We start from the raw sequence: 19,623 nt of genomic DNA on the forward strand, positions 1-19,623 counted from the left end.
CGGATCCCGGGCTCGTCCATCGGTTGACGACCGGGTGTCTATCGAGTCTTCCTAGCCTCGAAGCATGACAACCGAAAGCACAGACCGCTCCAGCGCGGTCGGTCGCCGCAGCCTGATCGGTGGCGGCCTGGCAGCCACCGTCGCTGCCTCCACTCTGACTTCCGCCGGTACCGCGTCCGCCGCGCCGGCCACGACCACCACGGTCGTCCCGCCGGCCGAGCTCAAGGGCTACAGCCTGCCGCTCAGCGCCCGCGGCACCGCCAACATCGTCGGCGCCCCGCCGTGGCACTACGTCGGCGACCTGATCGGCGCCGAGTTCTGGACCAACCAGGACGCCGCCAAGGCTGCTCTGCCGGCCGGGCTGACCCTGGACCCCGCGAGCATCGGGCACGGCTACGCGCTGTTCATCGACTGGCAGTTCTCCGGCGACCACCAGGAGTACCTGGACCCGGACCGCAGCCTGTACTCCGAGTTCCTGATCCTGCTCGACGCCCAGTTCAAGGGCCAGCCGGTCGCCTGGTGCCCGTACATCTACGTCGACAACGACCAGGCGCTGGCCCGCGGCTGGTTCCAGGGCTTCCCGAAGAAGCTCGGCACGATCAAGCAGACCCGCGCCTTCTCGGTCGCCAGCGACGCGGCGCCGGTGGTCGGCCCGGGCGGGACCTTCGCCGGCGCGATGTCGTCGGCCGGCCGCCGGCTCGCCGAGGCCCGGGTCACCCTGGACAAGCCGATCGCGACCATCCCCGCGCTCGGCCGCCCGATCGTCAACCTGCGGTACTTCCCGCGGCTGACCGCCGGGAACTTCAACAACCCGAGCGTCTACGAGCTGACCCAGTCGATCCTGGAGAACGCGAAGGTCGCCAACACCTGGGGCGGCACCAGCGACCTGAACTTCCTGCCCGCGCCGGGTGAGGAGCTGGCCGACCTGAAGATCGTCCGCAAGGGCATCGGCTTCCGCGGCAGCCTGTCGTACACGGTCCGCGACCTGAAGATGCTGACCGGGCCGGACGCCACCAGCTGATCCGGGCGCCCTCCCGGACGGGCGTTCGTCCGGGAGGGTTCCGCGTCAGCTGACCGGGCGGATGTACGGCTGCAGGTCGATCGTGTCGATCCCGATCGGCCGCAGCGCGTTCAGCAGCTTCTCGTCCACCATCCGCAGCTCCACCCGCACCGGCCGGTCGCCCACGCCGATCCCGACCGCCGTGATCCCGTACTCCGCCGTCGGCAGCGCGTCGACCGCCTTGTGCTGCGCGAGCGCCTCGGACTGGCTCACCTTCACCTGGGTCACGCACAGGTTGCCCTTGACCAGCGGCTGCAGGTCACGGCGTACGGTCGCCAGGTCGCCGTGGGCGACACCGATCATCAGCACGCTCGGCTTGGTCGGGGACGTGCCCGGCGTCGTCTCGGTCGGGAAGCCCTCGGGCCAGCCGATCCACGGGTTCTGCAGGGCGCTCGCCCGGCTCTTCACGTACTGCTCGACCGCCGGCGTGATCGACTCGCTCGCGTCGCCCGCCTTCCAGCCGCCGGCGGGCGGCGCACAGGTCACTGCAGGTGCGGCGTCACCCGGCTCGACCGGCGGCGGAGCGCTCTGCTCCTCGACCGCGATCGATCCGGCCTTCCACACCCCGACCAGCCGCGCGTTGCCCGACGTCACGCCGCCGATGACGTTCAGCCCGACCAGACGCGTCAGGTCCACACCGGTCAGGTCGACCCCGGCCCCCGGCGCACAGGCCGGCGGCTTCGGCGTACCGGCCTCGAGCGGCGCGGCCGTCGGCACCGGCAGGCAGTACTGCACCGGTACGCCGGGAGCCGCGATCACCTCACCGGTGACCTCGACCTTGTCGCCGTCGCGCACCTGCAGCGGGTGCTCCTTGCCGTTGCCCGGGGCAACCACCGGCTCGTCCCGGTTCGGCAGCACGATGATCGCCGCGGTGGCGATCACCGCAACGCCGGCCGCGGCGAGCGCCGGGACGACCCAGCGCCGCGGCGGTTTCCGGGTGATCCGCTCCAGGTCCGGCTCGGGCGGCGAGGGCTGGTCGGAACGCCACCGCGAGCCCGCCTGCCGCAGCAGCTCGTCGATCTCGTCGGTCGGTGTCATTCGCTGACCTCCAGCAAGGACCGCAGGCGCGCCCGCGCGTCGGAAAGAGTTGATTTGACGGTGCCCTCGGAGCACCCCATGACCGCCGCCGTGTCGGCCACCGACAGGTCGGCGAAGTAGAAGCAGTCGACCGCCAGCCGCTGCCGCGCCGAGAGCGACCCGATCGCCTGCTCGACGTCCACCCGCCCTTCGAGATCGCCGCGCGTCTCGACGGCGTCGGTCTCGACCAGCTCCGTGACCGGCCGCACCCGTCGCGCGGCCTTGCGGGCCTGGTCGGCGGTGATCGCCAGCAACCAGGCCGACGCGGAGCCGCGGTCGGCGTCGTACTGGCCGCGCTTCATCCAGGCCCGGGCCAGCGCCTCCTGGACGATGTCGTCGCGATCGGCTCCCACCCCCAGCCGCCCGGCCACTCGTGCCATCGCCGGCAGGTGCGGCCGCACCCACCCCACGAACCCAGCTCCGTCCGCCGGAGGCACCACCACCCCACCCCGCTCGGTCATCGTCGTAGCCACACCCTGTCTACCCTCTCCACCCCGCGTCCGGTTGGGTCTGTCCCCAATCCCCCAACGAACCCGGCCTGCTCCGGTCACACAAGTCGCCGGTCAGCCGGCGGCGTACAGCTTGGTGATGATGGACTCGATGGTGGGTTCCTGGACGGAGAGGTCGACCAGCGGGTAGCCGGCGGCGATCTGGGCGACCAAGGGCGCGGCCGAGGTGGTGGGCGGGAAGGAGAGCCACTGGCGGGGGCCGTCGGTGCGGGTGACGGTGGCGCCTTCGAGGGTGATGGGTGGGTGCGGCGTGGCGAGGTCGACGACCAGAGTGCGGGGTGCGGACTGGGAGTTGCGCAGGCCGGTGAGGGTGCCGTCGTAGACCTGGTGGCCGTGGTCGATGACCATCACGCGGGTGCAGAGGGCCTCGATGTCGTCGAGGTCGTGGGTGGTGAGGATGACCGTGGTGCCGCGGTCCTTGTTGAGCTCGGCCAGGAAGGAGCGGAGGCGGGTCTTGCTGACGACGTCGAGGCCGATGGTCGGCTCGTCGAGGTAGACGATCTCGGGGTCGTGCAGGAGCGCGGCGGCGATGTCACCGCGCATCCGCTGGCCGAGCGAGAGCTGGCGGACCGGGACGTCGAGGAGGTCGCCGAGGTCGAGCAGCTCGACGAAGGTCGCGAGGTTCTCGGCGTGCCGGGCCCGCGGTACGCCGTACATCTTCTGCAGGACGGCGAACGAGTCCTTCAGCGGGAGGTCCCACCACAGCGTGGTGCGCTGGCCGAAGACGACGCCGATCCGGCGGGCCAGCCGGGTGCGGTGCCGGGACGGGTCGACACCGGCGACCCGGATGGTGCCGGCGGTCGGGACCAGGATGCCGGTCAGCATCTTGATCGTGGTCGACTTGCCGGCGCCGTTCGGGCCGATGTAGCCCATCACCTCGCCGGGCTCGACGGTGAACGACAGGTCGTCGACGGCACGCACCTCGCGGTGGGTGCGGCGCCAGCCGGTGCGGGTGGAGACGGTGAAGGCGCGGGACACCTGGTCCAGCTCGATCACGGGCACGACGAATCAGCTCCCTGTACTGCGGTAGCGCCGGAGTCCGCCGCGCCAGGCCAGCGCGGCGATCCCGGTCATCACGGCGGCGACGACCGGGGCGAGCAGGCCGATCCAGGACGGCAGGCCCAGCGGGGCCGGTTTCCCCAGCAGGTAGAGCACCGGGTAGTAGTTGACGAAGGCCAGCGGTACGACGAACGTGACGGCGCGGACGATCTCCTTCCCGAAGATCGCCAGCGGGTACTGGGTGAGCTGCTGGCCGCCGTAGGTGAACGAGTTGGTGACCTCGGCCGAGTCGATCGAGACGAACTGGAACGCCCCGCCGAGCACGAAGATCGCGCCGAAGATCACCGCGCCGCTGAGCAGCGACACGACCAGGAAGACCACCTTCAGCACCGTCCAGTCGATGCCCACAGCACCGATCCCGAGCCCGAGGATCAGCCCGGCCTGCAACGGGCGGCCGAGCCGCCGGAGCGCGAAGTTGTCGGCGATCGCCTGGACGAAGGCCGGCACCGGCCGGACCAGCCAGACGTCCAGGTCGCCGCTGCGGATCCGCTGCCCGATCCGCTCGATCGAACCGGTGATCAGGTCGGCGATCCCGAGCGTCATCGACGCGGTCCCGTACAGCAGCGCCATCTCGCCCAGCCCGAACCCGCCGAAGCTCTCCAGGTGGCTGAACATGATCAGCACCGCGACGAAGTCGGTCACCGTGATCAGCGCCGACCCGATCAGCATCAGCACGAACGACGCCGGGTAGGCCAGCGACGACCGGATCCACATCAGCACCAGCATCCAGTACTGACCCGGTGCCTTGCGCAACGAGATCTCACCCACCCTGGATCACCACCTTCCGGGTCGCCAGCGTGGTCGCGAGCCGGCCGGTGAGCAGCAGTACGACGATCCAGCCGAGCTGGAACCCGAGCGCCGCGGCCGGCGCCGTCTGCCCGAGCCACACGTCGATCGGCACCTGCATCGTCGCGGCCCACGGCGTCGCCCGGGCGAACTCGCCGAACCAGCCCGGGAACACCACCAGCGGCAGGATCGTGCCGGAGAAGAACAGCGACAGCACCAGCGCGAACCCCTCCAGCCCACGCGAGTCGGTGATCCAGAAGCCGGACAGCGCGACCAGGTACCGGATCCCGAAGCTGACCAGGATCCCGAACAGCAGCGCGACCCCGACCGCGAGCCCCTGCAGCGGCGACGCCGGGAAGCGCAGGTCGAAGACCAGTGACCCGACCAGCAGCGGGACGCCGCCACGGGCGATCAGCTCGAACGACGCCCGGCCGAGATCCATCGACAGCCACCACAGCATCAGGTGCGTCGGCCGGTACAGGTCGACGGCGATCGCGCCGGTCCGGACCCGCTCGCCGAGCTCGATCGTGGTGCTCGCGCCGAAGATCCCGATCGGCACCAGCAGCCCCTGCTGCAGCCAGACGAAGGTGAGCGCGTCGGTCACGTCGTACCCGCCGAGGTTCGGCCGCTGCCCCCACAGGGTCAGGTAGACGCCACAGAAGATGAACCCGAACACGGTGTTGGTGAACGCACCCGACGCGGTGGCGATCCGGTACGTCGAGAAGCGCCGGAACGACCGCGTCGCGATCGCCCAGTAGACGCCCACGGCAACCTCCTTTCGTCAGCCGAAAGTGGTGTCCGTGAGCACAGCGGCACGCTGAACAACCCCGGATCCAGAAGGACCCGGGGGTTCGGACACCACTGTGCCGGCACGCGTGAGCATGCCGTTGTCAAGACAAGAGCAGCGACGGTACGCCGGACGCCCGCGGAGCGTCAACCTGAATTGCCGCGACCGGGCGGGTCAGCCCTGGTCGGACTCCAGCAGCCGGTGCAGCAGCGTCGCGAACGGCACCGGGTGCGAGGCGTACCCGGTGTGCCCGCCCGGGAAGGTGACGACCGGCCAGCCGATCGCGTCCGCGATCACGCCGATCGGGCGCGCCGGAAGGTGTTCCGCCGAGTCGGCACCCGCCGCGGGCACGATGTTCCCGGCCACCTCACGCAGCGCCGCCAGGTCAGGCCGATAGCGGGTGAACGGCAACAACTTGTGCGCGAAGAACGTGTCGGTGTTCCCCATCATCCGCTCCAGTGCCTGCCGGTACTCCGGCCACAGGTCCTCCGGCGCCGGCGGCTCGTCCTCGTCCAGCCCCAGCCCACCCGCGAACAACCGCAACGCCGCGCTCACCCCGTCCTCGGCGAACGTACTGTGCACGTCCTCGAAGAACGCGTGCGCGGTCTCGGCGTCCGGCAGCACCCCGACCACCGGCGGCTCGTGCGCCACCAGCATCCGAACCCGCTCCGGCCACCGCGTGATCAACTCGATCCCGGTCACCGCCCCCGACGAACTCCCGAACACGTACGCCGCCCCGCCGCCGACCGCGTCGATCACCGCCAGCGCGTCCTCCGCCGACTGCTCGACCCGATCGTCGACCGCAGCCCCGTCGTACGGGCTCCGCGAGTTCCCCCGCGGGTCGTAGGTCACCACCGTGTAGTCCGCCGCCAACTGCCCGACCACCGAGTCGAAGATCCCACCGTCGGTGAATCCCCCGGCCACGAGCAGCAGCACCGGCCCGCTCCCGGTCACCTCGTAGTGCAGCGTCGCACCGGGCACAACCAACTTGTTCACGGTCTTCGTCGTCATGCCCCCACCCTGCGCGCGCCCACTGGCACGCCACGCACACGGCGCTGGTACGGCGCTCAGCCGGCCTTGATGAAGTCCGATACCGCGTCGGCGACCAGTTGGACGGCGATGGCGCTCAGGAGGAGACCCGCGATGCGGGTGACCAGGAGGACGCCGTTCTCGCCGAGGATGCGCATGATGACGCCGGAGAAGCGCAGCGTCAGCCACATCACCAGGTGGATGAGGACGATGCCGACCGAGATCGCCACGACCTCGGGGAGGGAGCCGTCGGCGCGCTGGACGAAGACCATGGTGGCGACGATGGCGCCGGGGCCGGCCAGCAGCGGGGTGCCCAGGGGGACGAAGGCGATGTTGACGTTCTTCGTCTGAACCGGGTCCTCGGCGGTGTCGGTGAGGAGTTGCAGAGCGATCAGCAGGAGGAGCAAGCCGCCGGCCGCCTGGAGGGCGGGAAGCGTGATGCCCAGGTTGTGCAGGATCTGCTGGCCGAAGGCGGCGAAGACGACGATCACGCCGAAGGCGACCAGGACCGCTTGCCAGGCGGCCTTTTTGCGGACCGCGCGGGACTGGCCGGCGGTCAGGGAGATGAAGACGGGCACCGTGCCGGGCGGGTCCATGATCACGAACAGCGTGACGAAGACCTCGCTGAGCAGGCCGAAGTTGATCACGGAGCTCACGGCAGGTACGCCTCGGGGACCTGGGCGGCGCTGGCGGCCGCGTTGACCTTGGCGACCTCGAGCAGCCGCTGGAACTGCTCGGGGTCGGTCGAGTTCACCCCGAGCTCGTGGTTCACCTTGCCGAGGCCGTGGTGGTCGCTGGAGCCGGTCCAGATGATGCCGAGCTCCTCGGCGATCCCGCGCAGCGTCTCCCGCGACTGCGGCGCGTGGTCCTGGTGGTCGACCTCGATCCCGGCCAGCCCGTGCTCGGCGACCAGGCGGGCGATCGTCTCGGCGGTGATCACCTTGCGGCTGGAGCGGCCCCACGGGTGCGCGATCACCGGTACGCCGCCGGCCTCGCGGACCAGGTCGATCGCCCGGCCCGGCTCGATCGCGTAGTGCGAGATGTGGCCCGGGCGCCCGTCGGCCAGGAACCGGTCGAACGCCTCGCCGCGGTCGGCGACCACGCCCTTCGCGACCAGCGCGTCGGCGACGTGCGGGCGGCCGACCGACGGCGTACCGGTCGCCTGGGCGAGGACGTCGTCGACGGTGAGGTCGACGCCGAGCCCGTTCAGCCGGGCGACGATCGAGGGGATCCGGTCGGTGCGGCCGTCGCGGACCAGCCGCAGCTCGTCGGCCAGCGGCTGGTACGACGGGTCGGGCAGGTAGGCGAGCAGGTGCACGCCGATGCCCTGCAGCTTGCAGGAGATCTCGATCCCGGGCACGAAACCGATCCCGAGCTCCTCCGCGGCACGCCGGCCCTCGGCCCACCCGTCGGCCGTGTCGTGATCGGTGAGCGCGATCACGTCCAGGCCGTCCCGCTTCGCGTGCGCGATCAGGACGTCGACCGGGTCGGTGCCGTCCGAGCGGTTGGAGTGGGTGTGCAGGTCGATGCGCACGGGTGATCGGGATCCCTTCTCTGGACAAACTCTCGACGCTGATGGTATCCGGACCGGCCTGCTCTCCTTACTGTTATCCACATGGAGCGTGACCGGATCGACTGTGTCGGGGCCCTCGTGTACGACGACCAGCGCCGCCTGCTGCTGGTTCAGCGGGCCAACGAGCCCGGCCGCGGCCTGTGGTCGCTGCCGGGCGGACGGGTCGAGCCCGGTGAGGACGACCCGACCGCTGTGGCGCGTGAGGTCGCCGAGGAAACCGGTCTCCAGGTGGTCGTCGGGGACCTGGTCGGCGAGGTCGAGCGGGAGGCGCCGGGCCAGCGGCTGTACGTGATCCGGGACTACGAGGCGGAGCCGGTGGGTGGAGTACTGAAGGCGGGCGACGACGCCGACGACGCGCGGTTCGTGAGTTTGGACGAGTTCCACGACCTGCCGACGGCGACGCTGCTGGCCTCGACGCTCGCGCAGTGGAACGCGCTTCCCGGCTGAAACCGAGATGACCGTGTCAGGGCGGGCGAGCAGACTGAGGCGATGGATCTGATCGGAGCGGTCGAGGACAACCTGGCCGAGCTGCTGATGCGGATGGGCGCTGCCGGTGGGGGCGTGCAGCGCGACGACGGGCGGGCGCGGTGGACGATCGGTGGGTCGCCGCTCGACTATCACAACGCGGTGGTGGCGGTGGATCTCGCCGGGGCCGACGCCGCGATCGCAGAGTCGCTCGCGCTGATGCGGGAGCGCAACGTGCCCGGTAGCTGGCATGTCGGGCCCTCGCTACGGCCGGACGAGCTCGGTCCGAAGCTGCTGTCCGCCGGGTTCGAGGACGGCGGCAGCGAGCCTGCGATGGCGCTCGCGCTCGACGAGTTGACGCAGGAGCCGTTGGGGCCGGCTGGGTTGGAGATCCGCGAGGTCGAGTCCGAGGACGAGCTCGTCGTCTGGGCGGAGACGCTGGCCCGCGGGTTCGGCGAGGGCAAGCTCGAGGCGGACTGGGTTTCGGAGATCTACCGGCGGGAGGGCTTCGGCGATCCCTGGGCGCACTACCTGGCGCGGCTCGACGGCGAACCGGTGGCCACGGCAACGATCTTCCGGACCGGGGACGTCGCCGGGGTGTACTTCGTGATGACCGTGCCCGAGGCGAGAAGACAAGGGATCGGGGCCGCGATCACCCGGCATGCTGTCCGCGGCAGCAACGCCCAGTACGCCGTACTGGGTGCGTCGTCAGCCGGAAAGCCCGTGTACGAACGGCTCGGGTTCCGCACCGTCGGCGAGATCAGGATCTACGAGTTCCACTGATGGATCGCGGGTGAACCCCGCTCCCAGCCCAGGATCGAGACCGTCGCCGTACCGAGCACGAAGTGGCGGCCCTCGGTGACGTCGAGCTCCAGCCAGCGCGCCGTCAGCGCGCGCAACGCGTGCGAGTGACCGAAGACCAGCACGTCCCCGTCGACGGCCGCGATCCGCGCGTTCACCCGGTCGAGCCGCGCCGCGACCTGGGCCGGGGTTTCGCCGTTGGGTACGGGATTCGCCCAGACCGTCCAGCCGGGCACGGTCTCGCGGATCTGCGCGGTGGTGATGCCTTCGTAGTCGCCGTAGTCCCACTCGACCAGGTCGTCGTCGACCTCGGCGTCCGCGAAGCCGGCCAGTTCGGCGGTCCGCCGGGCGCGCTGCCGCGGGCTGGTCAGCACCAGGTCGAACTCGTGCCCCTGCAGCCGGTCGCGCAGCGCCCCCGCGATCCGCTCACCCTCCGCGGTCAGCGGCAGGTCGGTCGTCGACGTGTGCTTGCCCGACCTGCTCCACTCGGTCTCGCCGTGGCGGACCAGCCAGAGCCGGTCCTTCCGCTCCCCTGACGCTGCGTGTGTGGTCACCGATCCATCGTCTCAGACCGCGGATCGAGCAGCCCCGAACCCTTGACCAACCACCCCGGGACAAGGCAGGGTCGAAAACTGTAAGCGCTTCCACTCCACCCTGAAGGAGTCCGCGATGCCCTCCGGACCGACCGGCCGGCCGGCGACGATCTACGACGTCGCCGCGCTCGCGCAGCTGTCGATCGCGACGGTCTCGCGGGTCCTGCAGGGCACCGGACCGGTGTCGGCGAAGGCGCGGGCCCGGGTCGACCAGGCGGCGCACGAGCTGAACTACGTTCCACTGCGGGCCGCCCGAAGCCTCGCGGTGCAACGGCACGAGGCGCACGGGCTCGTGCTGCCCGACCTGGCCGGCCCGTTCTACGGCGACCTGCTGATGGGCTACGAGCGCTGGGCCGGCGAGCACGGGCAGAGCGTCGTCCTGACCGTCACGCACGGGAACCCGGATCCGTCGAGGACGGTGCGCGACCTGGCCAGCCGGGTCGACGGGGTCGTTGTGCACGGCAACGCTCTGGGGCTGGAGGTGATCCGCGACCTGAAGCGGGCGAACGTGCCCGTGGTGGTGGTCGCGCATCCGCCGGTGACGGGGTGCGACTCGGTGCGGACCGAGAGCGCGGCGAGTGCGGAGGAGCTGACGGCGCGGTTGCTCGACCACAGGCGGCGGGAGCTGCTGTTCGTGGGAGATCCGGCCAGCTCGTACGACGTGTCGGAGCGCTACGCCGGGTTCGCGAAGGCGATGAGCGCTCGGGGTCTGAGCGCGCCGGAGCCGGAGCGGGTGCCGCTGACCGAGGCGGCCGGAACCGCGCTGGCCGAGACGTTGCTCAAGGCAACCGGTGGCGGGGGTCGGCCGGAAGGCCTCGTCTGCGCCAACGACGAGCTCGCGCTCGCGCTGCTCAAAGGCCTGCGGGCCGGCGGCGTCGCCGTACCGGAGGACGTCGTCGTCACCGGCTGGGACGACGTGATGGCCGCCCGCTACGTGTCACCGGGGCTGACCACCGTGCGGCAGCCGATGGCCGAGCTCGGCCGGCTGGCCGCCCAGCGGCTGCACGAACGCGTGACGGGTGAGCGCACCCGCGCGCGCAACGACGTACTACCGACAGAACTGGTGCTGCGGGACTCCTGCGGCACCGCACCGGGGGACGGCACGGCAACTGCAGTACACAACTGAGGAGACGAGCATGATCACCCAGAGCACCCGTCGCCGGCTGGTGACCGGCGGCGCCGTACTCACCGCCGCGGCGCTGGCCCTGGCCGGCTGCGGCCGGTCCGAGGACTCCCCCGAGTCGCAACCGCAGGCCTCCACCAGCATCGGCAGCGACCCGGCCACCGGCGAACTGACCGTGTGGGCGATGGGCACCGAGGGCGAGAACCTGCCCAAGCTGACCGCCGCGTTCGAGCAGGCCAACCCGGGCGTCAAGGTGAAGGTGACGCCGATCCCGTGGGACGCCGCGCACAACAAGTTCACCACCGCGATCACCGCGCAGTCGCTGCCGGACGCGGCGATGGTCGGCACCACCTGGATGGGTGAGTTCGCCGACCTCGGCGCGCTCGACCCGACACCGTCCGGGATCGACACCGCGAGCTTCTTCCCCGGCGCGCTGGACACCACCAAGGTCGGCGACGTCGGGTACGGCGTGCCCTGGTACGTCGAGACGCGGGTCGTCTACTACCGCAAGGACCTGGCCGCCAAGGCGGGCATCACCACTCCCCCGACCGACTGGGACGGGCTGAAGGCGATGGCCAAGGCGATGAAGGACAAGGCCGGTGCGCAGTACGGGATCAACCTGCAGCCGGGCGGGCAGGGCTCCTGGCAGACCGTGATGCCGTTCGCCTGGTCGGCGGGCGCGAGCATCACCAGCGACGACGACAAGCAGTTCACGCTGGACACCCCGGAGGTGCAGGAGGGGCTGAAGTACTACCAGTCGTTCTTCACCGAGAAGCTGGCCGGGACCGACCTGCCGCCGAACCAGACCGAGGCGCAGTTCGTCAGCGGCCAGGTCCCGATGTTCATCTCCGGGCCGTGGATGGCGGGCTCGATCGCCAAGCTCGGTGGCGACAAGATCAAGCCGAACATCGGCGTCTTCGAGCTGCCGAAGAACAAGACCTCCACGTCGTTCGTCGGCGGCAGCAACTTCGTCGTGTTCAAGGCCAGCAAGAACAAGGACAGCGCCTGGAAGCTGGTCAAGTGGCTGTCCGACGGCAAGACCCAGGCCGACTGGTTCAAGCTGTCCACCGACCTGCCGGCCGTCCAGGCCGCCTGGAAGGACCCGAGCATCGCCAACGACCCGCTGCTGCCGGTCTTCGGCAAGCAGCTGGAGACCGCGAAGGCGCCGCCGGCGATCGTGAACTGGGAGCAGGTCGCGACCGCGTTCGACGCCGAGGTGGAGAAGCTGGCCAAGTCCGGGCAGTCGCCGGAGGAGACCGCGAAGGCGATCCAGGCCAAGGCCGCGTCGATCGGTACCGGTAGCTGACCGATGCGATCGCTCAGGCGAGAAACCACCGCCGCGTGGATCCTCGTCCTGCCGTTCGTGGTGCTGTTCCTGGCCTTCACGGCCGGACCGGTGCTGGGCTCGTTCGGGATGAGCTTCACCGACATCAAGCAGCGTGACCTGCGGACGCCGTTCGCGGTCGAGGGCGTCGGGCTCGACAACTACGTGAAGGCGTTGTCCGACGAGACGTTCCGCAAGGCCGCGTTCAACACGGCGTACTTCGTGATCGTCGGCGTCCCGGTGACGCTGGCGGTCGCGCTGGCCGCGGCGGTGCTGCTGGACCGCGGCATCAAGCGGTTCCAGGCGCTGTTCAAGGTCGGCTACTACCTGCCAGTGGTGACCTCGATCGTCGCGATCGCGGTGATCTGGCGGTTCGTGCTGGCCCCGGACGCCGGTCTGCTGAACACCGTGCTGGGCTGGTTCGGGATCGACGGCCCGAACTGGCTGGCCTCGAAGACCTGGGCGATGCCGTCGCTGATCGCGATGGCGGTCTGGCGCAACTTCGGGTCGGCGATGATCATCTTCCTGGCCGGTCTGCAGGGCATCCCGCAGACCGTCGAGGAGGCCGGCCAGATCGACGGTGCGGGCGCGTGGCAACGGTTCCGGTACCTGATCCTGCCGCTGCTGCGCCCGACCGTGCTGTTCACCAGCGTCACCACCGGGATCGGCTACCTGCAGTTCTTCGAGGAACCGCTGGTGATGACCCAGGGCGGTCCGCTGAACTCGACGCTGTCGGTGTCGATGTACACCTACCAGCAGTTCGGTTTCGGCAACTACGGGCTGGCCACGTCGATGGCCTACATCCTGTTCGTGGTGATCGCCGTGATCACGTTCATCCAGTTCCGGCTGCTGAGGGAGAAGTGATGCGCCGCACCTGGTGGATCTACCTGATCGGCGTGCTCGGGCTGGTCGCGGTCGCGGCGCCGTTCGTCTGGATGCTGCTCGGCAGCTTCAAGACCCAGGGCGAGCTGCTCCGGGTCCCGCCGACCTGGTTGCCCGAGGCACCGACCACGCAGAACTACGACGACCTGTTCGGCAAGGCCAACTTCCCGCGCTACTTCCTGAACTCGACGGTGGTGGCGCTGGCCGTGACGGCCGGCAACCTCGCGTTCTGCTCGATGATCGGGTACGCGCTGGCCAAGCTGCGGTTCAAGGGCCGCAACGCGCTGTTCGTGCTGGTGCTGGCGACGCTGATGGTGCCCGGGATGGTCACCTTCGTGCCGCTGTTCGTGTTCGTCACCAACGCCGGGCTGGCCAACAGCTACCCGGGCCTGATCCTGCCGTTCCTGGTCTCGCCGTTCGGCGTGTTCCTGATGCGGCAGTTCTTCTCCGGGCTGCCCGACGACCTGATGGACGCCGGCCGTGTCGACGGCACCAGCGAGCTGGGCATCTTCGCCCGGATCATGCTGCCGCTGACCCGGCCCGCGCTGGCCACCCTCGGGATCCTGACCTTCCTCGGCTCCTGGAACAACTTCCTCTGGCCGCTGGTGATCGCCCAGACCGAGGACAAGTACACCCTTCCCGTCGCCCTGGCGCTGTACTCGACCGGGCAGAACGCGCAGAACTACGGCCTGCTGATGGCCGGCGCGGTCGTGGTCGTCGTACCGGTGCTGGTGATGTTCCTGGTCTTCCAGCGGCACGTCACCAAGGGCATCGCGATCACCGGACTCAAATAATCGCTAGGAGACGTAGATGACCGCCAACATCAGTCGCCGCACGCTGTTAGCCGCCACAGGAACTGCCGCACTTGTCGGATCAGCTGTTCCGGCCTACGGAGGGACGCGCACTCCCGCAGACTTGTTGAAAGGCGGCTGGCAACCGAATCGACACGATCGCGCGCTGGTCGGTCGGTGGGCTCGCGACACCTGGCGCAGCCTGGTCGCGATGACCGACGAGAGGACCGGTCTGCCCGCCGACAACATCGGCGCCTCGGTCACCGAGCCGGTGCGCAGCAAGTACACCTCGCCGACCAACATCGGCGGGTACCTCTGGAGCACCGTGGTCGCGAAGGAGCTGGGGATCATCTCCCCGCAGGAGTCGCTGCGCCGGCTCACGCAGACGCTGACCACGATGACCCGCGTCGACCACCACGAGCCGAGCGGCATGTACTTCAACTGGTACGACGAGGCGACCGGCGAGGTGCTGCACGTCGACCCCGACGGCACCCGGGAGATCACGCCGTTCGTGTCGAGCGTCGACAACGGCTGGTTCGCGGCCGCGCTGATGGTCGTGCGCAACGCCGAGCCGCGGGTGCGGCGGCTGGCCGACGGGCTGCTCGGCAAGATGAACTTCGCCTACTACTACAACCCGGACGCGCGGCCGGGCGTCGGGGCCGGGCTGATGCGCGGCGGGTTCTTCGAGACGCCGCCGCCGGACGAGGAGACCGACAAGGGCAACCACGCCGGGACCGGGCCGGACGTGTACTACCGCAAGTTCCACTACGACACCTGCAACACCGAGGCGCGGATCGCGCCGTACATCGGGATCGCGCTCGGGCAGGTGCCGCCGCAGCAGTACTTCGCGACGTACCGGACGTTCCCGGACTCCTGCGACTGGTCGTGGGTCGAGCAGCGGCCGGTCGGCGTGACCCGGACGTACCTCGGCATCGACGTGTTCGAGGGCAGCTACTCCTACCGCGGGATGCGGCTGGTGCCGTCGTGGGGTGGCGACATGTTCGAGTCGCTGATGCCGGACCTGTTCGTGCCGGAGGGTCGCTGGGCGACGAAGAGCTGGGCGATCAACCACCCACTGACCGTCCGGGCGCACATCGAGCACGGGCTCGACGACGCGAAGTACGGGTACTGGGGCTTCTCGCCGGCCTCCAACCCCAAGGGCGGCTACAGCGTGTACGGCGTGGACGCGATCGGGATGGACCCGAACGGCTACCCGTCCGACCTGGAGGCGACCAACTTCGACGCCGGTTTCGAGGGCTGCCGCGAGGGCGTCAACCCGAACCCGGCGTACGGCGACGGTGTGGTGACGCCGCACGCGGCGTTCCTGGCCATGCAGTACGCGCCGCGGCAGGCGATCGACAACCTGGCGCGCATCGAGTCCAGGCTCAAGGCGTACGCCGGAGGTGGGTTCTACGACTCGGTCGCGGTGAAGTCGGGGACGATCGCCAAGCGCTACCTGTCGCTCGACCAGGCCATGGTGATGGGTGCCATCGGCAACGTCTTCGGCAACGACGTGATCCGGCGCAACTTCAGCCGCGGCCCGGTCGAGCGGCACGTCAAACCGCTGATCGCGATGGAGCAGTTCACCGCCGGGCTCGACTGATCTGACTCACGGGAGAAGCATGCAGAACGACGCCAAGGCCGACTGGGACGCACGGATCGCGCTCCGCAGCGACGAGGACCGGGAGTTCACTTTCCCGGACCTGGACCCGCCGAAGGAGGTGAGCGCGGTCGGTGGCGCCGGCCAGGTCACGGTCGACTGGTCGCTGGTGCCCGGTGCGGTCGGGTACCTGATCCTGCGCGGCACCGAGGACGGGCCGCTAGAGCCGGTCGACCACCACAGCGGCGACGTGCTGTCCGTGCCGCTGCCGCCGTACGTGGACACGACGTGCACGCCTGGTACGGCGTACAGGTACGCGGTGGCGAGTGTGCCGGAGGTGACGGTCGCTGGGCGCGCCAGCGAGGTCGTGGGCGCGGTGCCGCTGGTTGCTGACGGGTCGGTGCCGGTGGTGCGGGTCGCTGTCGACGCGGTGGCCGAGGGAGTCGAGCTGCCTCGGCCCTGGGTGCCGATGGTGGGTAGCGAGCGGCTGAGCCAGCTGCTGTGCACCGACCTGAGTAGTGGTCGCGAGATCGGGCCGGAGCTGGAGCGGGCGCTGCAGCGGATGCACGACGAGATCGGCGTCCGGACGGTGCGGGCGCACGCGATCTTCCACGACGACACGCGCGTCTACACCGAGGTCGATGGTTCGCCGGTCTACGACTTCACGGTTGTGGATAAGATCTACGACAAACTGCTGGGGCTGGGGCTGCGGCCGGTGGTGGAGCTGGGGTTCATGCCGCGGGATCTGGCGTCGGATCCCACGAAGACGGTCTTCGAGTACGGCGCGATCATCTCGCCGCCGCACTCGTACGAGCGGTGGGGCGAGCTCGTCTCTGCTCTGGTGTGGCACCTGGTCGAGCGGTACGGGCTGGACGAGGTGCTCGGGTGGGACTTCGAGGTGTGGAACGAGGCGAACCTCGAGGTGTTCTGGTCCGGCACCAAGGCCGAGTGGATGCGTTTGTACGACGTTTCGGCCGCTGCTGTGAAGGCGGTCGATCCGCGGCTGGCTGTTGGTGGGCCGTCGTCGGCTGCTGCCGGCTGGGTCGACGACCTGCTGGCGCACGCCGCGGCGGTCGGGTCGCCGGTGGACTTCGTGTCGACGCACACCTACGGGAGCCCGCCGCTCGACGTACGGGCCTCGCTGGAGCGGCACGGGTTCGGGGACGCGCGGATCCTGTGGACGGAGTGGGGGGTGACGCCGACGCACTTCAACCCGATCAACGACTCGGTGTTCTCCGGGGTGTTCCTGCTGCGCGGGATGAAGTCGGCCGCCGGGCGGGTGGACGCGCTGGCGTACTGGGTCGCGTCGGACCACTTCGAGGAGCTGGGCCGGCCGCCGCGGCTGCTGCACGGCGGCTTCGGGCTGCAGACGGTCGGCGGGCTGCCGAAGCCGCGCTTCCACGCCATGTCGCTGCTGAGCCGGCTGGGGCCGGTGGAGCTGCCGGCTACTGCTGAGGGTGATGGTGCGGGGAGCCTGGTGGAGACGTGGGCTTCGCGGGACCGCGACCGGGTGGCGGTGCTGGTGTGGAACCTGACGCTGGACCAGACGAAGGCCACGGGTGCTGAGGAGCTCAGCCGGGTCGTGGAGCTGTCAGTGCCGGGTGTGGACGACAGCTGGACCGCTACTGCGACCTACCTGACTCCTGAGGGTTCAGGAGACCTGGTGGCTGCAGCAACTGCACTGGGTATCGGCGACTGGCCGACTGATGACCAGTGGAGCCAGTTGGCACAGCACTCAGTACTGCGGAGCGAGCGCGTGACCCGGGATGGGGACTGCGTACGGCTGACGCTGGCGATGCCGTCCGCCGTACTGGTCGAATTTCGGCCGGTCTAGCTGAGAGGCGTGGGGCGGCCCGGCTGTTCGCCGCCTCGCGCCTCCAGGTAGGAGTTCTTCGGGACCATCACCTTGCGCCTGAACAGGCAGACGACGGTGCCGTCCTGCTTGTAGCCCTTGGTCTCCACGTGCACGACGCCGCGGTCGTCCTTGGACTTCGACTCCCACTTGTCGAGCACCACGGTCTCGCCGTAGATGGTGTCGCCGTGGAAGGTCGGGGCGACGTGCCGCAGCGACTCGATCTCCAGGTTGGCGATCGCCTTGCCGCTCACGTCCGGGACCGACATCCCGAGCAGGATCGAGTAAATGTAGTTGCCGACCACAACGTTCTTGCCGAACTGGGTACTGCCCTCGGCGTAGTGGCTGTCCAGGTGCAGCGGGTGGTGGTTCATGGTGAGCAGGCAGAACAGGTGGTCGTCGTACTCGGTGACCGTCTTGCCGGGCCAGTGCTTGTACACGGCCCCGACCTCGAACTCCTCGTAACTGCGCCCGAACTGCATCCGTGCTCCTTCCGTCCCGGCCCATGCTGCCGGTCCCGGAGCACTCAGCGCAGCCCCAACACCCAGTGGTGTTGGTCTCAGTTGCTCTGCTCGGGCAGGCGCGGCGTGACCTCACCCTTCAGCGCCAGCTTGGCCAGGTGGTTGCGGGCCTCCTCGGCGAACTTGAAGTCGCAGAGCACGTCGTACGTCGTCGCGACCACCGCGGTGCGCGAGGTGAAGTCGCGGCGGCCGCCGAGCTGGGCGTAGCCGATCGCGCCGAACGCCATGCCGAAGATCGCGCCGAGCACGACGCCGGTGAGCAGTGCGGCCAGCCAGCCGCCGTCGCTGGTGAACAGGCCGAGCAGCACGCCGACGAACAGGCCGAACCAGGCGCCGCTGGCCAGGCCGGCGGTCAGCGCCCGGGCCCAGGTCAGCCGGCCGGTGATCTTCTCGACCTGGCGCAGGTTGTTGCCGACGATCGTGGTGTGCTCCACCGGGAACTTCTCGTCCGAGAGGTAGTCGACCGCTCGCTGCGCCTGCAGGTAGGTGTCGTACGTGCCGATCGTCAGCCCCGTCGGGCGGGGGTCCATCGAGGGCATGCCCTGGGTGGTCATCGTCGTTCCTCTCCGCTGTTGCTTCCGTCCCATCATTGCCGACGCTTGGTAAGGACAGCGCGGCAGCCACACCGGCGGGGCGTTGATAGCCTCGCGTCGATGACCGGACGAAGGTGGGACATGGGCGCGTCACGGCGCGTCGGACGGGTGTTCGCCCGCCGTCCGGCGGCCCCCGACGCCCCCGCGTTCGACCTGGTCGCCAGCGGGAAGCTGGACGGCGCCCTGATCGACTGGGCCTACTACCGCGACGGCCGCCGGGACACCCGCGACGGGAACTACGTCGACGCCCTGCAGCGGGCCCGGCGCGGTGACGGGTACGTCTGGATCGGCCTGTTCCAGCCCAACGAGCACCAGCTGGCCGTGATCGGGCAGGAGTTCGGGCTGCACCCGCTGGCGCTGGAGGACGCGACCGAGGCGCACCAGCGGCCCAAGCTGGAGCGGTACGGCGACACGCTGTTCGCCGTACTGAAGACCGTGCGGTACGTGCCGCACGACGACCTGACCGCCAGCAGCGAGGTGGTCGAGTCCGGTGAGGTGATGGTGTTCTGCGGCCCCGGCTTCGTGATCACCGTCCGGCACGGCGACCACGGTGAGCTGGCCGGGCTGCGGCAGCTGCTGGAGGAGAAGCCGAAGCGGCTGGCCGCCGGGCCCGGCGCGGTGCTGCACGCGATCGCCGACCACGTGGTGGACAGCTACCTGGCCGTCGCGGACGCCGTCCAGGCCGACATCGACCAGATCGAGATCGAGATGTTCAGCCCGCGCGGCTGGCGGCACATCGACCGGGTGTACCAGCTGAAACGCGAGGTGCTGGAGCTGAAACGGGCGGTGGCGCCGCTGACCGGCCCGATGCGGGCGCTGGCGACGCTGCGGCACCCGATGATCGCCGACGAGACCCGGGACTACTTCCGCGACGTCGACGACCACCTGCTCCGGGTCAAGGAGCAGGTGATCTCGTTCGACGAGCTGCTCAGCTCGATCCTGCAGGCCGGTCTGGCTCAGGTGCAGGTCTCGGAGAACGAGGACATGCGCCGGATCTCGGCCTGGGTCGCGATCATCGCGGTCCCGACGCTGATCGCCGGGGTCTACGGGATGAACTTCGAGAACATGCCGATCCTGACCACCAGCTACGGCTACTACGTGGTGCTCGGCGTGATGCTGGTCGCCTGCACGGTGCTGTACCGCCTGTTCCGGAAGAACAACTGGTTGTAGCTGTTGTGCTACCTCCCGTGTTTTTGGT

21 protein-coding genes are annotated in these 19,623 nt (G+C 69.7%); 10 read left to right on the forward strand and 11 right to left on the reverse strand.

The window, feature by feature from the left end:
* The first annotated feature begins 64 nt into the window (after window positions 1–64).
* Window positions 65–1,021 carry an acetoacetate decarboxylase family protein gene (locus AB0M01_RS02815; protein ID WP_363665139.1) on the forward strand — a complete coding sequence of 319 codons (957 nt, stop codon included), beginning with the start codon at window positions 65–67 and terminating at the stop codon, window positions 1,019–1,021.
* A gap of 45 nt (window positions 1,022–1,066) precedes the next feature.
* Here the strand turns inward: AB0M01_RS02815 and AB0M01_RS02820 are convergent, their stop codons facing one another.
* The 8 genes from AB0M01_RS02820 to AB0M01_RS02855 all read right to left on the reverse strand — a co-directional run bounded on the left by AB0M01_RS02820 (window position 1,067) and on the right by AB0M01_RS02855 (window position 7,841).
* Window positions 1,067–2,098 carry a hypothetical protein gene (locus AB0M01_RS02820; protein ID WP_363665140.1) on the reverse strand — a complete coding sequence of 344 codons (1,032 nt, stop codon included), beginning with the start codon at window positions 2,096–2,098 and terminating at the stop codon, window positions 1,067–1,069.
* Window positions 2,095–2,610, reverse strand: a complete 516-nt coding sequence (locus AB0M01_RS02825) for an RNA polymerase sigma factor (protein WP_363665141.1) — start codon at window positions 2,608–2,610, stop codon at window positions 2,095–2,097. Before AB0M01_RS02825 ends, AB0M01_RS02820 begins: the two co-directional genes overlap by 4 nt.
* A gap of 90 nt (window positions 2,611–2,700) precedes the next feature.
* Window positions 2,701–3,648, reverse strand: a complete 948-nt coding sequence (locus tag AB0M01_RS02830) for an ATP-binding cassette domain-containing protein (protein WP_363665142.1) — start codon at window positions 3,646–3,648, stop codon at window positions 2,701–2,703.
* A 6-nt stretch (window positions 3,649–3,654) separates the two neighbouring features.
* Complete coding sequence (locus tag AB0M01_RS02835; protein ID WP_363665143.1) at window positions 3,655–4,473, reverse strand: ABC transporter permease; 819 nt, start codon at window positions 4,471–4,473, stop codon at window positions 3,655–3,657.
* Window positions 4,466–5,257: an ABC-2 family transporter protein gene (locus AB0M01_RS02840; RefSeq protein ID WP_363665144.1), complete on the reverse strand. Its 792-nt coding sequence runs from the start codon at window positions 5,255–5,257 to the stop codon at window positions 4,466–4,468. The genes AB0M01_RS02835 and AB0M01_RS02840 overlap by 8 nt, the downstream gene beginning before the upstream one ends.
* A 195-nt stretch (window positions 5,258–5,452) precedes the next feature.
* Window positions 5,453–6,289 (reverse strand): alpha/beta hydrolase, encoded by an 837-nt coding sequence (locus AB0M01_RS02845; RefSeq protein ID WP_363665145.1) that lies wholly within the window; start codon window positions 6,287–6,289, stop codon window positions 5,453–5,455.
* 56 nt (window positions 6,290–6,345) lie between these two features.
* Entirely contained in the window at window positions 6,346–6,963 is a 618-nt protein-coding gene (locus AB0M01_RS02850) for a MarC family protein (RefSeq protein WP_363665146.1), read from the reverse strand.
* Window positions 6,960–7,841, reverse strand: coding sequence for a PHP domain-containing protein (locus AB0M01_RS02855; RefSeq protein ID WP_363665147.1), 882 nt, complete (start codon window positions 7,839–7,841; stop codon window positions 6,960–6,962). The genes AB0M01_RS02850 and AB0M01_RS02855 overlap by 4 nt, the downstream gene beginning before the upstream one ends.
* A gap of 81 nt (window positions 7,842–7,922) precedes the next feature.
* Between AB0M01_RS02855 and AB0M01_RS02860 the strand changes: the two genes are divergently transcribed.
* On the forward strand, window positions 7,923–8,327 hold the full coding sequence (locus tag AB0M01_RS02860) for an NUDIX domain-containing protein (protein ID WP_363665148.1): 405 nt from the start codon (window positions 7,923–7,925) through the stop codon (window positions 8,325–8,327).
* 42 nt (window positions 8,328–8,369) lie between these two features.
* Window positions 8,370–9,128: a GNAT family N-acetyltransferase gene (locus AB0M01_RS02865; RefSeq protein ID WP_363665149.1), complete on the forward strand. Its 759-nt coding sequence runs from the start codon at window positions 8,370–8,372 to the stop codon at window positions 9,126–9,128.
* On the opposite strand, the gene AB0M01_RS02870 is transcribed toward AB0M01_RS02865, so the two are convergent.
* Window positions 9,113–9,700, reverse strand: a complete 588-nt coding sequence (locus AB0M01_RS02870) for a histidine phosphatase family protein (RefSeq protein WP_363665150.1) — start codon at window positions 9,698–9,700, stop codon at window positions 9,113–9,115. The two genes, AB0M01_RS02865 and AB0M01_RS02870, sit on opposite strands and share 16 nt — an antisense overlap.
* 115 nt (window positions 9,701–9,815) lie before the next feature.
* Between AB0M01_RS02870 and AB0M01_RS02875 the strand changes: the two genes are divergently transcribed.
* The 6 genes from AB0M01_RS02875 to AB0M01_RS02900 are packed head-to-tail and all read left to right on the forward strand — an operon-like array spanning window position 9,816 to window position 17,293.
* Window positions 9,816–10,865, forward strand: a complete 1,050-nt coding sequence (locus tag AB0M01_RS02875) for a LacI family DNA-binding transcriptional regulator (RefSeq protein ID WP_363665151.1) — start codon at window positions 9,816–9,818, stop codon at window positions 10,863–10,865.
* 10 nt (window positions 10,866–10,875) lie between these two features.
* On the forward strand, window positions 10,876–12,168 hold the full coding sequence (locus tag AB0M01_RS02880; RefSeq protein ID WP_363665152.1) for a sugar ABC transporter substrate-binding protein: 1,293 nt from the start codon (window positions 10,876–10,878) through the stop codon (window positions 12,166–12,168).
* Between the two features lie 3 nt (window positions 12,169–12,171).
* Window positions 12,172–13,050 carry a sugar ABC transporter permease gene (locus AB0M01_RS02885; RefSeq protein ID WP_363665153.1) on the forward strand — a complete coding sequence of 293 codons (879 nt, stop codon included), beginning with the start codon at window positions 12,172–12,174 and terminating at the stop codon, window positions 13,048–13,050.
* Window positions 13,050–13,862: a carbohydrate ABC transporter permease gene (locus AB0M01_RS02890; RefSeq protein WP_363665154.1), complete on the forward strand. Its 813-nt coding sequence runs from the start codon at window positions 13,050–13,052 to the stop codon at window positions 13,860–13,862. Before AB0M01_RS02885 ends, AB0M01_RS02890 begins: the two co-directional genes overlap by 1 nt.
* 16 nt (window positions 13,863–13,878) lie before the next feature.
* Entirely contained in the window at window positions 13,879–15,462 is a 1,584-nt protein-coding gene (locus tag AB0M01_RS02895) for a glucoamylase family protein (RefSeq protein WP_363665155.1), read from the forward strand.
* 19 nt (window positions 15,463–15,481) lie between these two features.
* A complete protein-coding gene (locus AB0M01_RS02900; RefSeq protein WP_363665156.1) occupies window positions 15,482–17,293 on the forward strand; it encodes a xylan 1,4-beta-xylosidase in 1,812 nt (603 codons plus the stop codon).
* On the opposite strand, the gene AB0M01_RS02905 is transcribed toward AB0M01_RS02900, so the two are convergent.
* Entirely contained in the window at window positions 17,290–17,793 is a 504-nt protein-coding gene (locus tag AB0M01_RS02905) for a MaoC family dehydratase (protein ID WP_363665157.1), read from the reverse strand. The two genes, AB0M01_RS02900 and AB0M01_RS02905, sit on opposite strands and share 4 nt — an antisense overlap.
* Before the next feature lie 77 nt (window positions 17,794–17,870).
* Window positions 17,871–18,386 carry a phage holin family protein gene (locus AB0M01_RS02910; RefSeq protein WP_363665158.1) on the reverse strand — a complete coding sequence of 172 codons (516 nt, stop codon included), beginning with the start codon at window positions 18,384–18,386 and terminating at the stop codon, window positions 17,871–17,873.
* Between the two features lie 99 nt (window positions 18,387–18,485).
* Between AB0M01_RS02910 and AB0M01_RS02915 the strand changes: the two genes are divergently transcribed.
* Window positions 18,486–19,595 (forward strand): magnesium and cobalt transport protein CorA, encoded by a 1,110-nt coding sequence (locus AB0M01_RS02915; protein WP_363665159.1) that lies wholly within the window; start codon window positions 18,486–18,488, stop codon window positions 19,593–19,595.
* Window positions 19,596–19,623: the final 28 nt, after the last annotated feature.

The sequence above is a fragment of the Kribbella sp. NPDC051770 genome, from assembly GCF_040681455.1.
In the GTDB taxonomy this organism is placed as follows: domain Bacteria; phylum Actinomycetota; class Actinomycetes; order Propionibacteriales; family Kribbellaceae; genus Kribbella.

Excerpts from the sequence above, each read along its gene's own strand:
- AB0M01_RS02815 (WP_363665139.1), top strand. The coding sequence starts at position 65 with ATGACAACCGAAAGCACAGACCGCTCCAGCGCGGTCGGTCGCCGCAGC.
- AB0M01_RS02820 (WP_363665140.1), bottom strand. The coding sequence starts at position 2,098 with ATGACACCGACCGACGAGATCGACGAGCTGCTGCGGCAGGCGGGCTCG.
- AB0M01_RS02845 (WP_363665145.1), bottom strand. The coding sequence starts at position 6,289 with ATGACGACGAAGACCGTGAACAAGTTGGTTGTGCCCGGTGCGACGCTG.
- AB0M01_RS02860 (WP_363665148.1), top strand. The coding sequence starts at position 7,923 with ATGGAGCGTGACCGGATCGACTGTGTCGGGGCCCTCGTGTACGACGAC.
- AB0M01_RS02865 (WP_363665149.1), top strand. The coding sequence starts at position 8,370 with ATGGATCTGATCGGAGCGGTCGAGGACAACCTGGCCGAGCTGCTGATG.
- AB0M01_RS02875 (WP_363665151.1), top strand. The coding sequence starts at position 9,816 with ATGCCCTCCGGACCGACCGGCCGGCCGGCGACGATCTACGACGTCGCC.
- AB0M01_RS02880 (WP_363665152.1), top strand. The coding sequence starts at position 10,876 with ATGATCACCCAGAGCACCCGTCGCCGGCTGGTGACCGGCGGCGCCGTA.
- AB0M01_RS02885 (WP_363665153.1), top strand. The coding sequence starts at position 12,172 with ATGCGATCGCTCAGGCGAGAAACCACCGCCGCGTGGATCCTCGTCCTG.
- AB0M01_RS02890 (WP_363665154.1), top strand. The coding sequence starts at position 13,050 with ATGCGCCGCACCTGGTGGATCTACCTGATCGGCGTGCTCGGGCTGGTC.
- AB0M01_RS02895 (WP_363665155.1), top strand. The coding sequence starts at position 13,879 with ATGACCGCCAACATCAGTCGCCGCACGCTGTTAGCCGCCACAGGAACT.
- AB0M01_RS02900 (WP_363665156.1), top strand. The coding sequence starts at position 15,482 with ATGCAGAACGACGCCAAGGCCGACTGGGACGCACGGATCGCGCTCCGC.
- AB0M01_RS02905 (WP_363665157.1), bottom strand. The coding sequence starts at position 17,793 with ATGCAGTTCGGGCGCAGTTACGAGGAGTTCGAGGTCGGGGCCGTGTAC.
- AB0M01_RS02910 (WP_363665158.1), bottom strand. The coding sequence starts at position 18,386 with ATGACCACCCAGGGCATGCCCTCGATGGACCCCCGCCCGACGGGGCTG.
- AB0M01_RS02915 (WP_363665159.1), top strand. The coding sequence starts at position 18,486 with ATGACCGGACGAAGGTGGGACATGGGCGCGTCACGGCGCGTCGGACGG.